This is a genomic window from Methylomonas rhizoryzae (assembly GCF_008632455.1).
Taxonomy (GTDB): domain Bacteria; phylum Pseudomonadota; class Gammaproteobacteria; order Methylococcales; family Methylomonadaceae; genus Methylomonas; species Methylomonas rhizoryzae.
On the sequence record NZ_CP043929.1, the window covers coordinates 2,202,995 to 2,218,044 of the forward strand.

Annotated in this window: 12 protein-coding genes; all 12 read left to right on the plus strand. The window is 61.0% G+C overall.

Translation table 11 applies throughout. From position 1 onward, the window contains the following. Window positions 1–14: 14 nt before the first annotated feature. Genes F1E05_RS09950 through F1E05_RS10000 form a run of 12 tightly spaced genes read left to right on the plus strand, consistent with a single transcriptional unit; the run spans window position 15 to window position 15,039 of the window. The gene (locus F1E05_RS09950; protein ID WP_150048146.1) at window positions 15–1,973 is read left to right on the plus strand and encodes a hypothetical protein; all 1,959 of its coding nucleotides are present in this window, start codon (window positions 15–17) and stop codon (window positions 1,971–1,973) included. Then, a complete protein-coding gene (locus F1E05_RS09955; protein WP_190303300.1) occupies window positions 1,966–2,478 on the plus strand; it encodes a phage tail protein in 513 nt (170 codons plus the stop codon). The genes F1E05_RS09950 and F1E05_RS09955 overlap by 8 nt, the downstream gene beginning before the upstream one ends. After that, complete coding sequence (locus tag F1E05_RS20240) at window positions 2,475–3,728, plus strand: CIS tube protein (RefSeq protein WP_190303301.1); 1,254 nt, start codon at window positions 2,475–2,477, stop codon at window positions 3,726–3,728. Before F1E05_RS09955 ends, F1E05_RS20240 begins: the two co-directional genes overlap by 4 nt. Window positions 3,729–3,751: 23 nt before the next feature. Then, complete coding sequence (locus F1E05_RS20245) at window positions 3,752–3,919, plus strand: hypothetical protein (protein ID WP_190303302.1); 168 nt, start codon at window positions 3,752–3,754, stop codon at window positions 3,917–3,919. A gap of 14 nt (window positions 3,920–3,933) precedes the next feature. After that, on the plus strand, window positions 3,934–4,980 hold the full coding sequence (locus tag F1E05_RS09965) for a phage late control D family protein (protein WP_150048147.1): 1,047 nt from the start codon (window positions 3,934–3,936) through the stop codon (window positions 4,978–4,980). Beyond that, a complete protein-coding gene (locus tag F1E05_RS09970) occupies window positions 4,977–5,618 on the plus strand; it encodes a phage baseplate assembly protein V (protein WP_150048148.1) in 642 nt (213 codons plus the stop codon). Before F1E05_RS09965 ends, F1E05_RS09970 begins: the two co-directional genes overlap by 4 nt. Window positions 5,619–5,623: 5 nt before the next feature. Continuing rightward, entirely contained in the window at window positions 5,624–7,297 is a 1,674-nt protein-coding gene (locus F1E05_RS09975) for a hypothetical protein (protein WP_150048149.1), read from the plus strand. Window positions 7,298–7,299: 2 nt separating this feature from the next. Further along, window positions 7,300–7,695 (plus strand): GPW/gp25 family protein, encoded by a 396-nt coding sequence (locus F1E05_RS09980; RefSeq protein ID WP_150048150.1) that lies wholly within the window; start codon window positions 7,300–7,302, stop codon window positions 7,693–7,695. Window positions 7,696–7,715: 20 nt separating this feature from the next. Continuing rightward, window positions 7,716–9,893: a putative baseplate assembly protein gene (locus tag F1E05_RS09985; protein WP_150048151.1), complete on the plus strand. Its 2,178-nt coding sequence runs from the start codon at window positions 7,716–7,718 to the stop codon at window positions 9,891–9,893. Between the two features lie 7 nt (window positions 9,894–9,900). Beyond that, window positions 9,901–12,354 (plus strand): phage tail protein I, encoded by a 2,454-nt coding sequence (locus F1E05_RS09990; RefSeq protein ID WP_150048152.1) that lies wholly within the window; start codon window positions 9,901–9,903, stop codon window positions 12,352–12,354. Between the two features lie 51 nt (window positions 12,355–12,405). Continuing rightward, the gene (locus F1E05_RS09995) at window positions 12,406–13,323 is read left to right on the plus strand and encodes a hypothetical protein (RefSeq protein WP_150048153.1); all 918 of its coding nucleotides are present in this window, start codon (window positions 12,406–12,408) and stop codon (window positions 13,321–13,323) included. Window positions 13,324–13,338: 15 nt separating this feature from the next. Further along, window positions 13,339–15,039, plus strand: a complete 1,701-nt coding sequence (locus tag F1E05_RS10000) for a hypothetical protein (RefSeq protein ID WP_150048154.1) — start codon at window positions 13,339–13,341, stop codon at window positions 15,037–15,039. Window positions 15,040–15,050 lie beyond the last annotated feature (11 nt).

Here is a 15,050-nt window from a genome sequence, read left to right on the forward strand (position 1 = left end):
CGGGGTAGCCGAGTATGGAATGGTTTGCCGGTGCCCGGGTAGCCTTGACGCCAAGACCTAGCGAACGCCGAGTCGCGGCGCTGGAAGTGGCGATGCTCGGCCATGCCCCGGGCCGGGCGCGGTTTCAACGTTTGGCGGCGATGCCGGCCGCGCTGGACGACATGCGGGCGGCCGGTTTCGGCCGGGCGGTCGACGAAATCCTGTTGTTGGCGCAATTGGAAATGGCGGCCGGCGGCAATTTGACCGCGCGGTGGTTGCGCGGCACCGCAATAGATAAAGACGGTTTGCTCGCCAACATGACTGTCGCCCTGCACCAACTCAGAACCGAACGGCTGCATAGCGAAGCGCTCGATTATGCGTTATTGGATACAGTCGCCGATAAGTTGGTGTTGACCAAGACCTTAGACGACGTGTTGCAAGCCGAATTGCTGGGCCCTTTGCTTAACCGGGAGGCCGTGGATAGCGCCGGTTTGTTAGCCCAATTGCAAGCAGCGTTGTCGGCTGTGCCGGCCGGCAACGATTTGCTGAGCGAATTCGTCGCGGCATGGACTGCGATGCCGAGTGTAGACCCGGCCGCGCTGGCCCAAGCCGCCGACTTGTTGCTGGATAGACTGATCTGGAGCCGCAGCCGCGGTTTGTTCCAATTACCGTTGCCGTTGCAGTCCGGCGCCGAATTTCGCGATTTGTTTCCGGATGCCGCAAGCGCCGCCACCCGGTACCGTAGCGTATTGGCCGGCGCCACGGCTTGGTTGCCGCAAGCCGTGACGGACTTTTTCGCCAACGGCGGCGACAAACTGTGGGTGATACGGATACCGGAAGATCAGGGGCAAGACGGTTTTCTTCCGCTGCCGGACACCGAACTGTTCGATACCGAACGCTTGCGCGGGCTGGCGCTTGCCTTGGTCGTGCAGGGCGTCGGCGTGTTGGCGATGCCGGACCTGGAGCGCTTGCAAGTGCCGCCGCGTTTGCCGGATATTCCGGGCCAACGCCTGGACGGCATAGCCCCCGAATTTTTACCGTGTACCCAACAGTCGAATACGCTGGGCGGCCCCTATCCGGCTATCGAGCAGATGCCGGCGCCGCGCGCCTTCAACCAATTGATAGGTTTACCGTTATTGACGGCGGCGGCGGACGGCATAGACATGAACCAAGCGCCGACCGGGGTGCTGCGCTGGCTGTTCAGCTTGCGGCCGGACATCCAATGCCTTTGGACCTTGCCTTTGAACTATTCCGGCGAACTGGACAGCCCGGTACTGGATCCGGCCGTATTGACCGAGCTGGCGGCCTATCAAGCGCAACCGGGCAGCGGTCAGGCGTTGCGACATATGCAGTTTTTGGCGCCTTATTTGCGCGGCCCCGGCGTCGGTTTAAGCTCGCCGGTAGGTTTGATTGCCGGCCGACAATCCGCAGTGGCGCGTCGCGACGGGCCGTGGCGCTCGGTGGCCGCACAGCCTTTGCAAAGCGAGTTGTTACCCTACCCGTATTTGAATCAAGCCCAAACGCTGCAGTTGCGCGAGACGCCTGGCATAGGCGTGTTGCGTTATCGGCGCGCGGCGGGCGGAGCAAGTCAATTGGCGCTGGACGACGAGCGTCTGGTGGTACCGGCTTTGTTGGCAATCGACCATCCGCTGGACAAGCAACGGTACGACGGTTTCCGTTCCGCCGAAGTGATGCGTTTTCTGGGTTTTTTGCGCCGGCAACTGCAGGCTTTGGGCGAACAATTGATCTTCAACGTCGATGTGCGCGATCCCAGGCCGCGCTTAGTGTTGGAGCAGTTTTTCCGCCGCTTGTATCTGCAAGGTGCGTTGCGCGGTGGCTCCGCCGAGCAGGCGTTTTCGATTAAGCAAAGTGCGCCGCAGGAGGGCGCGATAGCGTTCGAGATCATGGTGGCGCCGGCCTTTCCGGTCGACCGGGTGTTTTTGACCTTCACCAACCTGGACGGCGAATGGCGCTCGGAGGTGACAGGTGGCTGAGATTTCGGAATTCATTGCGTTTCGCTTCAAAGTGAACTTGTACAACAGCGATCAAAGCAGTTTGCTGTGCAGCGGATTTTTCAGCGAAGTGACCGGGTTCGAAGCCACGATGGAGCCCAAGGTCATCGGCGAAGGCGGTTACAACTGGGGCGAGCATCACCGCAGCGGTCCGACCAAATTCGTGCCTATCGTTTTGAAACGCGGGGTAACCGACGTCAACGATTTGTGGGCCTGGTTCGACGCGACGACTAACCAAGCTAATTACGGATACCGAATGAGCGGCGAAATCATCGTCTATGCCAACCCCAGCGTCGACGGCGATGTGGTCACGGACAACGCCGTGATGGTCTGGAAATTGAGTGGGGTATTGCCGACCAAATTCAAAGGCCCGGATTTGTCGGCCACCGCCAGTCAGGTCGCTATCGAAGAACTGCATTTGGTGCATCAAGGTTTGGAATTGCAACGCCCGGCTCCGGCCGGTACCCAGGGCAGGGGGGCGGCATGATCGCCATTGAACGCGGCAAGCTGATACCGGTGAGCGGCGATAACGACAGTCCGGACCTGGACAATGCCATCGACGTGCAATTCAACCCGGTCAGTTTGAAAGTCAGCCTGTCCAATACCTTGAAGGAAAACGCCCGCAACGGCAACAGCCGCTCCGCGCAATTCGTCGACAAAAGCTCGTCGACCTTGAGCATAGAATTGATGTTCGACACCACTTATATAGAACCGCACAACAGCTCCGCCCAAGGTGCCGGGGATCCCAGTGCCAGCAGCGGCTCGGCTGGCGGCGACAAAACCATTGAACAAGGTTCGGACGTGCGGCTGCAAACCAAAAAAATCGCCGAAGCCTTCATCAAGCCCATTGCGGAAGGTGACAAACTGAAAGCGCCTAAACGCTGTCTGTTCCAATGGGGGGCATTCGAATTTTTAGGTTTGGTGCAAAGCTTTGACGAGACCCTGGATTTTTTCTCGCCGGAAGGCCGGCCGCTGCGCGCTACCGTGTCCTTGAAGCTGAGCGAAGACCGCTACCAATTCCGTAACCGCGAGGTCGAACAAGCCGAACGCGATACCCCAAGCTTGAGTCCGGCCGGCGCCGGCCCTGTGCCTGGCGGCAGCGGCGACCAAGCCGGCAATTGGCGCGACAACTCGCTGTATAACGGCATAGAGTCGCCACGCTTGCCCGAGGCACCGGTGTTGGCGTTGCCGAAAATCGGCATCGACGCTGCCATCGGCTTCAGTGCCGACTTCGGGGTAAGCGCCGGCATAGGCATAGGTTTGGGCATAGAAGGCGGAATCAGTTTGAACGTCGGCATCAGTCCGGGCGGCGGGATCGGCGCCAATCCGTCTTTGGCCGGCGCAAACTCTGCGGCTCCCGGTTCGGTCGCAGGCGCTACGGCGGCGGGTTCCGGCGGCGCGGCAAATGCGGCCGCCAAAGCCAACCGGCCGGTGCCAGGCCCGGCCTTCAAATACGGTAATTCCTCCCGCTTGGGTACCGGCATAGAAGGTGCTTTCAGCCCGGCCGGCAAACCTTCCGGTTTGACGGCCGCCGCTTTGCAGAGTGGCAGCGTAGCCTTGCGTAGTCCGGCAGCGTCAACGGTAAGTGCGGCCGCTAAGGCTGGCGCTGCAAGCGCAGCTAAGCCGACCGCCGTTACGACCGCTACCCGCTCGGCGGCGGACGGCGGCAGCCGCAGCGGGGTTTCGGTGACTGCCTTGTTGAAAACCGCCGCCGACAGCGGTGTCGGTTTCGATTGATTGATGAGTAAACAGGAGGGCGTATGCCGGTATTGATAGACGAGGTTCAGCTGGAACTGACCGATAGTGTGACAGAATCCGGCGAAAACCGGCCGAGTGCCGAACAGTTGCCGTTGTCCGCCGCCGAGCACGAACTGGCGCAGATGCTGGACGTGTTGCGCCAACGCCAACAACGCTTGCAAATCGATTGAGGTAACGCAAACCCATGGCCGATTCCGCCTTTGTCAGCAGCCGCCCGACCATCAAGATAGACGGGCAAAAGCGCGAAGACTTGCAACAAGCCTTGCTGGCGATGCAGGTCAATTTGCCTTTGCACGGCTGCGCCCACGCCGAATTGCAACTGTCCAACTGGGGCAGGCCGCAAGGCGGCGATACCCCGGATTTCGCGCTGAACGATATAGCCTTGGGCGCCGGGATAGACATCGAAACCGGCGACGACCAGCCGCTGAAACTGTTCAGCGGGGAAATCACCGCCATCGAGGAATGTTACGGCGAAGGCGCACCCAGCATCGCTTTATTGTTGCAGGACAAATTGCACCGCTTGGCACGCAGCCGGCATAACCGCAGTTTCGAAGACCAAAGCCCGGACGAGGTATTGCAAAGCGTTGCCTCCGCCGCCGGTTTGCAAACCGACGTGGCCATGTCCGGCATCAGCGCGAATTGGCTGCAGTTGAACGAAAGCGATTTGGCCTTTTTGCTGCGGCTGGGCAAGCAGTTCGATGTGGCCGTGCGGCTGGACAACGGCCGGCTGCGGGCCAAACCGGAACAGGCCGATTCCAACCCGCTGGCCTTGAGCGCTCAGGACAGCGCGTTGAAAGTACGGCTGCTGGCGGATTTGAATCATCAAGCGCTGGCCAGCCTGGTCAATGGCTACAACTTGGCGACGGCGGAAGCGGTCGATTACCGGGCCGATGCGCTGAGTCCGGCGCCGCGCGGTACCCAAGCCGCGGCTGCGTTAGGCAATTTAAGCTGGCCGGGCGAGGAAATCGTGCCGCAGCCGGTACCGCGCAGCAGCAGCGAAGCCGAAGCCTACGCCAAAGCCGCCTTTCGCCGCCAGGCCAAGCGTTTCGTGCAGGGCGATATAGTCTGCCAGGGCGAGCCCAGCTTGAAACCCGGCCGCGAAATCGATCTGGACGGGGTGTCGCCGCGCCTGAAAGGTCTTTATCAAATCGTGCATTGCGTGCATCGCTTCGACAATAACAGCGGCTTCGAAACCCATTTGAAAGTCAACAAAGGCGGGTGGCAGCCGTGAACAGCCATACCTTGGGTAATCTACACAGTTTGCAGCTCGGCCAGGTTACCGACAACGCCGACCCGGACAGCCGCGGCCGAGTCAAAGTCCGCCTGTTCGCGACGGCGATGGAATTGTGGGCCAGCGTGGTGGTGCCGTCCGCCGGGCAGGGCTATGGCGTCAGCTGTATCCCTAAACTGGATGAAATCGTGGTGCTGGGTTTTATCAGCCCGGAACTGCCGCTGGTACTGGGTTCGTTGTGGGCCGGCAGTTCCAGCGCACCGGAAGACGCCGATCCGGTGCAAGACCATTATGTACTGCGTACCCCGGAACAAACCGTGCTGGATTTCGACGACGCCAACGGCCCGAAACTGGAGCTGAAAACCCGTTCCGGTTACAAGATTTCCATAGACGAATCCGGCGGCGGCGAAATCAGCATAGAACGCGCCGACCAAAGCGTCACCCTGAGCAGCAGCGGCATTGCGGTACGCAGCAGCGGCAGCGTCACGGTAGACGCCAGCAGCGTTACCATCAATGCCAGCACGGTCACGGTCAACGCCAGCACGGCCAGTTTCAGCGGCATTGTCCAGGCCAATACCGTGATCACCTCGTCGGTGGTTAGCGCTTCATACACGCCGGGCGCCGGCAATATTTGGTAACGATTATGACGCCGAATCCGAATTTACACGCCGTTCGCCTCAAACCGCCGTTTTTCCGCAGTGGCAGCCATTGCGGCCTTAACCGCTATCTGGATGCGGATTTCGTCAACCGTTTCAAATTGGATGTGCAGCGCCGTCAATTCGAGTCTGCGCAGTTTCAAGCCTGGCAACAGGAAGAGCGGCATAGCCGTCACGGTCAGGAGCCGGTGTTGCGCTTACCGTTGCACAGAACCTTTTATTTATTGAGTTGCGAAGTGGTGTGCGACCGCTTTGGCGAACCGGCTTTGGACCCGATGAAAATCACCTCAGCCGGTTTCGTGATCCGCCGCATCGGCACTGGCGCTACCTCGCAAGCCTGGTTGCTGGAAGACGGTCAAGCCCTGGGCTGGAGGCAAGCGCCCAGCGAATTGCGCGATCCGGATTTGCGCCGCCGCCTGTGTGCCAACGGCGTGCTGCATAAAGGCAACGGCGACGCGGCTTACAGCGGCGAGGAAGTGCACCCCTTGCACCCCCTGAAAACCCAGGACGCCAACGGCAAGACCCATACCTTGTTGTACGGTTTTGTCCCTTTGGGCGGGTTTTACTATCTGCGCGATGGCGACGCCGCTCAAGCCTTCGACCCGCAAGACCAGGCCGATACCCTGGCGGTGGCCGGGCGGATGTTGCCGTGGCCGTTCGGTTACGGTTCCGACGCGGCGCAAGTCTGGCAAAGTTATTACAGCGTACCGGTGGCGCAAGGCGTGCCCAACAAAAGTTTTTTCGAATTGTTGCGGGTGCTGGTCAACCGCTATCACCTGGGAGAAAGCGGCATCGCCGACAACGCGGCGCTGGAGGACCTGTGCAGTCGTTTGTGGCTGTTCGACGATGCGGTCCTGCCCTTCGATTTACGGGTGCAAGCCTACAGCGAATTGAACCAAGGCTTGTTCGCGCCTTATCGTAACCAAAGCCTGTTGAACTATCTGCAGCAATGCGCGGCGCGCGGCGGCGACAACCCTTTGGTGGCCTGGATCGTTCGTCAGGAGCAATTGGCCGACGCGGCCGGCGGCATAGACAAACTGTCGGGTTTCGAAGCCTTGCCGGCGGCGTCCGGCGGCGGGACGATCGCGCTGAGCCTGCGGGTTCTGTCCGCGGATGCCCAGGAAATTCGCGATCATTTGGGGCAACGCTTGTTGGATCAAACCCTGGCCAAGGTCAAGGAAATCCCCTTGCCCAAGTTCGGCCAAAACGCCGGCGACCTGTTTCAGGCCATACCGTTCGTGCGTTTCAAAAACGAATACGGTCAGGAGCAAATTCAATGGGCGCGTAGCGACGCATTCAGTGTCCCGTTTAGGGTAGCCGCCCCGTTCGATCCGGAGGCCAGCCGGCCGTCGATGATCCAAATGCCGGCTTTGTCGGACTTGCGCCGCGGCCTGGCCAAAGGCGCCGCGCTGATTACCCCGGCTGATACCTTCGATTTGATGAACAAATTGAAATTGAACAAGGGGGCCAGCGAAGATACGGTTAAAGATCCGTCCGGGCCGGAACTGGGGATACAGTGGATCTGTTCCTTCAGCCTGCCGGTCATCACCTTGATCGCGATGATATTGTTGATGATTATGGTGATTCTGTTGAACATCGTGTTTTTCTGGCTACCGTGGGTCAGGATCTGCCTGCCGTTCCCCAAAATCAAAGGAGGTTGACGATGGCACTGCCGATTCCCAGCATCATCAGCTGGCCGCTAGGCGGCTTGGACGCCGACGGTCGTCTGGAGTGGAGCCGAGACGACGCCAGCGTGCGCGAAGCCATGCTGAACATTTTATTGACGCGGCCCGGCGAACGCTTGCAGCGGCCGACGTTCGGCGGCGGTTTGCTGAATTTCGTGCACCAGCCGAACAACGAGACCACTCGCCATTTGATCGCACAAGTGGTGCGCAAATCGCTGCAGCAATGGGAACCACGGGTCGTGGTCGACGAAGTGCTGGTGCAGGCCAGCCCGGCCAGCGTGGCCGACGTACACATCAACATCCGCTACAAGCTGCGCCACAGCCAGCGCCCGGCGGAATTCGGCTTCACGCTCAATTTGAGCGTGCCGGCTTGACGCTGAACTGAGAGGCCGTTATGCCACTACCGGTACCGAATTTAGACGACAGGCGCTTCGACGATCTGGTCGCGGAAGCCAAAGCCCGGCTGGCCAACCATTTGCCGGAACTCACCCAAATTTCCCCCGGCGACCCGCTCAACAGTTTCATCGATTTATTCGCCTGGCTGACCGAAACCATCTTGTATCGAGCCAATTTGATCCCGGAGCGCCAGCGTCGGGTGCTGTTGAATTTGTTGCAGATTCCGGAGCGGCCGGCCCGGCCGGCCAAGGGTATCGTCAGCGTGGACGCCGGCCCGACCAGCGTACTGGCGGGGCCTTTGCTGGCGGACGGCAGCCAGCTCAGGGCCGGCAAGCAGGTGCTGACCGCAGTGGGCGAATTGCAGCCGACCTGTTTGAGTTTGCAAGTGTTGATCAAACGGCAGCTGCAAGCCACCGAATTGGCTGCCCTGGGTTTGACCTTGCAGGATTTGCAACAGCAATACGGCTTGCGCGCCGATCAGATTCCGCAGCCGTTCCAGCCGCGCCGCTTGGTGCCGGGCAAAGACAGTCTGGACTTGAGTTCCAGTCTGGATCGAAGCTTTTATCTAGCCTGCATCGCGCCCCGGCAGCTTGCCGAGCAAATGCCGGCCTTGCGCGATCAGTTGGCCGGGCTGATTTTCAATGTCGGCATAGCTCCGGCCGACGCGCTGGAAGGCGATAGCATTAACGAGCTGAATCCGCGCAAATTGGTTTGGGAGTTGATGACGGTGCTGGACGAACGCACCAGCTTCATCGAACTGGACGTGTTGGCCGACAGTTCCCGCGGTGCCCGGCAAGCCGGCGTGGTCAGGCTGCGCTTGCCGAAAAATGCGGGCTTGTTGCAGGCTTTTGCGCCAGCCGATCCCATGCAAAGCGGGTTGGGCGAATTGCCGCCGGAACCGGCCGACCAGGTGGCCGCCGAGCGGGTGGCATTCTGGTTGCGCGTGCGCAGTCCGGACTATCCGAATTTACAGCTGGCTTATCTGGGCATCAACGCGGTGGACGTATTGGCTCAAGGTCTAAAACAAGACCTGTTGGTCGGCATCGGCAGCGGCCAACCGGATCAGGTCGTCGCGCTGCCAGATAAAGACGTGGATGCGGCGACCTTGCAACTGGACGTGGAAGAAAACGGTAGCTGGGTGCGTTGGCAGCGGGTGGATTTTCTGGCCGGTCAGGCCGCCGACGCCAAGGTCTACCGCTTGAACCCGCAAGCCGGTTACGTATATTTCGGCGACGGCAGCACCGGGTTGAGGCCGCCGGCCGGCGCTAGAATCCGCGCCGCGGCGTATTTGTACGGCGGCGGCAGCGCCGGTAACCTGCCGGCCGGTTCCATCAAGGAACTGGTCAACGGCAGTTCGGCCTACAAGGTGCGGCACGATTGGCCGTTGAGCGGTGGTCTGGACGCCGAAACCGTGGATCAGGCCGAAAAGCGCATTCCGCAATTTCTCACCCACCGCAACCGGGCGGTGACGGCCCGCGATTTCAAAATCATCGCCGAAGCCAATCCGGTCAATCCGGTGGCTAGGGCCGAAGTGTTGCCCGGCTTTTTGCCCGGCGCTTCCATCCGAAGCGCCCGCGACGGGGTGCCGGGCGCGATCAGCGTATTCGTGCTGCCGCCCGGCCAACCGGCAATCGGACATACGCCCAAACCGAATCAAGGCTTGTTGAAAGACGTGTTTGCCTACTTGTTGCAAAGAGTGCTGGTCGGTACCGAACTGTACGTGTTGAGCCCGGAATTCGTACCGGTGGCGATCAGCGTGCGTATAGACGTACTGGACCCGGAAACGGAACAACAAACCCTGCGCGACGTGCGGCTGGCCTTGATCGATTATTTGTGGCCGTTGCCGCCCGGCGGGCCGCGCGGCGGCGGCTGGCCGTTTTATCCGCAGGAAAACGATGTGCGCCAGGCCGATTTGTTGCCGCAGGTGGCGCGCGTGGCCGGGGTTCAGGCCATACACGCGGTGGCTTTGTTTCAGAAAAACAGCAACGGCTGGCGACGTTTGAACGCCAACCAGGCGGTCGAACTGGCCAAATACCAATTGCCGGAGCTGATGGGCGTACGGGTGGAAACCGGCCCGGGCACGCCCGGTTTGCCGGAAGGCATAGGTCCGCTGGAAGGCCAGTCGCCCGCTACCGGCCTGGGCGTGGCGGTACCGGTGATCCCGGATATTTGTTGAGGCGGCGATGGACGTCAACAATACCCCATATTTTCTGTTGCGCGGCGCCGCCGACTTCGAGCAAGACAGCCTGGAACTGGCGTGGAATCCCAAAGCCCACGCGTTGACCTTGGCGCAAAACCAAGCTCTGCGTTTGCCGGTCTCCGACCCCGCCGCCGCGTTGCTCGCCTGGCAGAACGCCGAAGCGATGGCCGTGGACAGCTTCGGACAAATCGGCCGTTTGAGCGCGGACCGTAGCCGGGTGCAATTCGACAGCGGCCGCGGTTTTTTGAGTTTGCAAGACGGTGATTTGCGCGACGTGGCGGCCCCGGTCGGCGGTTTTACCGACCTGGCGTTCGCCGCGGTGTCCGTTCAGCCCGTTAGCGGTTACGGCCAGCCGGCCGGCGATGGACGATTGGCCTTACCGTTCAGCAACGGCACGGATAGTCATGGCTTGTTGCTGTTTCATTTGGCCAGACGCTGGCAAACGGCTTGTACCTGGAGCAGCCTGCCGGGCGAGGACGGCACCGAGCAACTGCCGCTTAGGGCTTGCATAGACGCGGAAAACCGGATATGGCTGATTTCCGCCAGCCGCTTGATGCTGTGTGCCGGCGAGCCCCTGCCATTACCTTACAGCCCGCAAGCCGTGCGTTTCGAACCCTTGCAAACCAACCCGCATCCGCTGCAGCGTTTGTGGCAGCAAAACCTGCCGGCCGGCTGGCAGGCCTTGGCAATCTGCTGCGATTTACAACAGCTCTATGTGCTGTGCCACGACGGCGCCGGTAGCCAAAGCGTGTTGGCCCGGGCGCTGGCCGAACGCGGCGACGCGCCGTTTTCCGTCTATGCCTGCCCGGCAGAACTGCCGTTCGCGGTGGATTTGGCTTTGGCCGGCGATTCCAGCCTGCCGGTCGCTGACGGCGTGCGCTTGGCGGCCTTGGCGCCGCAAGCGGCCGGGGATCCCGATTTCGTTCAGCGCGATTGTCCGGTGTTGAGTCTGCATTGGGACAGTCAAGCCGAAACCGGTAGCGCCCGTCTGGTACGGGAGCGCTTTCCGATGTTGTCGCAACGGTTCGCCCGGTTCGTGGCCAGCGCCGACGGACAGTTGCGTTATCAAGCCCGAAGCGATGCCAGCAACCCGGCTAGCCCGCCCTTGGCGCGCGAACTGCATGCCTTGCGCAGACCGCAATATTTTGGCGAAGGCAGCGCGGTGATCGGCCCGTCGCTTGACCAGCAGCGTCTGTTTGACTCGTTGCAAGTCGACACTCACTGGCACCGTTTATATTTGGATGCCTGCATCCCGTCCGGTTGCGCGATAGGCATCGAAGTGCGCGCATTCGCCGACGGCGACGGACCGCGTCCGGCTTTCATCGAGCAAGCCGCGCCGGTATTGAATCCCATGTCATCCGAATTGCCGTTCGGGACAGGTTTGGCCGATGCACAGGCCGGTGGCGGCTTATACGAAATTTTGCTGCAGCGGCGGGATGGCCCGGTACGGCAGCTGCGTGGCCGTTATCTGGAAATCCGGGTCAGCTTGCGCGGCGACGGCCGCAGCTCGCCGGCCGTGCATGCGCTTAGGCTTTATTACCCGCGCTTTTGCTACCAGGAAAACTACCTACCGGAATATCTGCGCCAAGAATGGGCGCCGGACGCCAACCAAGGCCTGGGGCCGGCCAACGGTGCGGATTTGCGCGAACGCTTGCTGGCGGCTTTCGAAGGCGTGCTAACCCCGCTGGAAGGCCGCATCGCCGCGGCCGAACAGCTGGTCCATCCGGACGCCGCGCCGGCCGAACATCTACCCTGGTTGGCGGAAGCCCTGGGCGGGCAATGGCCGGCCCATTGGCCGGAAAGCCGTCAGCGTCGCTGGCTGGGCGATTTGACCTTGGTGCAGCAGTACAAAGGCACGTTGGCGGCCGTCAATCTAGCCTTGGATATTGCCAGCGACGGCGGGGTGCAGCGCGGTGAAATCGTGGTAATGGAAAACTTCCGGCTGCGCCGCACCATGGCGACCATTTTAGGCATCGATATGGATGACGCCGAACATCCCTTGACCTTGGGTACCGGGATGAGCGGCAACAGCATCGTCGGCGACAGTTTGATATTGTCCGAGCTGGACGCCAAAGAATTCATCGCTTTGTTCGCGCCGGAACTGGCCAGCGCCGAGGAAGCCGCCGCGGTCAAGGCCTTCTTCGAGCAATACGCCCATCAGCTCAGCGTGTTGCTGCACGGCCGGGCGGTCAAGCTGCGCAGCAATGTGGAGGCGGTGCTGGCCGAACAGTTGCCGGGACATTTGCAATACAAAATCATAGAAACCGAACGGCCGTTCGTGTTGGGTATCTCGCCGCTGCTGGGCGTGGATACCTTCGTCGAAACCGCCCAGCCGGCCAAACGGGTGACCTTGGACGACACTTATCTCGGCCGGGAGGGTGTGTTGAAAAACCCGGCGGCGTTTTCTCCGGAGGACATCAATGCGACGGCACACTAATTTCGCCCACCACTTTAGCGCGGCTGGCAGCCAGCCGTTTGCGGAGGCCGTATGGACACCTTAGACGATTTCAGCACGCTGCAGCAGGACGCCAGCCTATCGGAACCTTTGCGGCGGGTGGCTTACGAAGCCGGCATGATGCTGGGCTTGGAAGCCACCCGCGACGAGCAGGCTTACCATCGCCGCCGCTTGAGCCGGCAGCAGTATTGGCTGCACGGCTACGGCACCTTGGCTGGCATGGCGGTATCGTCGCAAATCGGCCCGCCGCCGACAGGTTCTTTGACCCCGGTGATTCGCTTGCTGGTTAGTCCCGGCATGGGTATAGACGGCTTGGGGCGCGAGGTGCTGATCAACGAGCATTACTGCGTTAGTTTGGGCGATTGGCTGCTGGCGCAGAGCGTCAGCGATTTGAGTGAAGGTTACGACGACGACCAAAACCAGCTATGGCTGAAAGTGTGCGTCAGGCAAAAAGATTGTCCGGTTGCTCAACAGCCGGTGCTGGCGCGCAAGCTGAATCTGAGTACCGACGCGGTGCAGCCCAGCCGGACCTCGGACAGCGTGCGGCTGGAACTGATTCCGGAATTGCCGCCGGCCCAAGCTGCCGAAGCGTTCGCACCCTGGGCGGTACATCCGCCGGTGGCGGACGCTTTGCCGACCCTTCTGGCCGCCGAACAAGCCTTGCTGCAAGACGTACAAACCAATAGCCCGCAGGATGCGCCGCAGCTGGAACTGCACGCCCGCTTGCTGCACGCCTTGGACAACAGCGGCGTCGATCCCGGCTTGATGGCGGAAGAATTGGAAGCCGGGGCACGTTTGCTGCTGGCGCGTATCCGTTTGAGCATCGCCGATTTGACTGCAATCGATTTGGCGGCCTTGGCGGCCGATGCGACGGCGATATCCATTAACAATCTGGTCAGGCCGTTTCTGGTCACGGCCAGTCAATTGGCTTGGCTGGCTCGCCAGCCGTAAGCTAAGGAGCTCGCTATGGCGGAAATTGCATTTCAACCCTTAGGCAATCCAATCGCGGCCGGCGTCAACGTCAACGACTTGAGCGTGGCCGACATCGATCCGCGCCTGACCCGCACCCATTATTTCGACGGCCGCCTGCTAACCGCCGAGGACCTGACCCGCGACCAAGTGTATCTGGACCAGCGTTTACGCGAATTGGGCAAGGTGCTGGGCAGCGGGGTGGTGTCCGGACTGGCCTTGCGTTTGGATCCTTTGACCGGGATGTTGACGCTGGAGCCGGGTTTGGCGGTCACGCAAGCCGGGCGGATGTTGGAATTGAGCACCCGCCTGACTGCCAATTTGCGCGACTCCGCCTTGCTGGCCGGCTTGAACAGCGGGGTGTTCGGCATGCTGAGCCGCGGCCTTTATGCCGTGGTCTTACGCTATATAGACGTCGGTACCGACATCGCCGAGGTGTTTCCGCGCGATTTGGGCGACAAACGCGGCGCGCAATATGCGTTGATCACCGACTCGGTGCAAATGGGGCTGGTACCGTTGCCGATTCCGCTGCCGCAGCAAAGCCCGCTGCAAATCCGCGCCAGGCTGATGCGTGAATTGCTGGGCGACGACAGCTTACACGGATTGTTGCCGGAAGACGCCGTGGCATTGGGCCTGGTGGCGATTCAAGACGGCGCTCCTCGCTGGCTGGACGCCGAACTGGCGCGTCACCCCTTGCGGGCGGAACCCGGGGTAGACAGCTTGCAACGCGATTTGGCGCGGATGTACGAAGGCTTGCTCAGCGATATTTTGACCAACCGCAGGGCCGGCGGTTTGACCGGGGATTTTCACGCCAGCGATTATTTTTCGCTGCTGCCGCCGGTCGGCAGTTTGCCCAAGGAAGCACTGGATCCGGTGGCCGGAAGGCAGAGTTATTTTCCGGAAAATTATCAAGTGTCCATCGCCCCGTTACGCCAATCCGACCTGGAGCTGATCAAAGCCGAATCGTTGGCCTTGCCGCCCATCGATTTGAGCAACGGCGAGCCGGTAAACGTGGTGGTGCTGGTGCCGTTGTCCAACCTGGATTACGGCCATTACGCCGCGCAACTGGAGCGCGGTTTCGATCCGCAGATTCGCGCCTTGCCGCAACTGGATTTATTGAAATTGAAACTGTATCCGGTGCAACCGGTACACGCCGCGCCGGGCGACAGTCCGGTATGGGATGCGATTTGGCAACGGTTAGGCGACGCGATGCCGGTTTACGTCCGTCGTCCCAGCCGTGCCGCGGAAACCGCGATCAGCGGCATCGTGCTGGCTTTAGGAACGGCATTGCCCACGCTGCCGGAACCGAATGCCGGCCCCGCCGATGCCGGCGGCTTGATAGAAGACGAAGACAGCGTGTTTTTGCGCAGGGTCAATTTCACTATGCTGGCCGAAGCGCGTCCGCCGCTGAACGAGAGCGAAGAAACGGCGCTCAACGCCTTGCTCACCTCCAGCGCGGCTGCCGACGCCGCGGCCGTCGGTACGGCACTACGGATTTTATTGGCGGTGGAACGGATTTACGATTCGGCCATCTGGCAAACCCTGCAGCAATTGGCACAAGCTAATAATCTGGCGGCGTTTTTGACCGCTTGGCAGGGCAAACCGGCCGAGCAAAGCAGTGGCGAGTTCGTGGTTGCCAACGGCGCCGGCCTGGGCTTGAATGCGGCTTTGCTGGAATTGTGGGCCTCCTTTCAATGAACCTTATCATC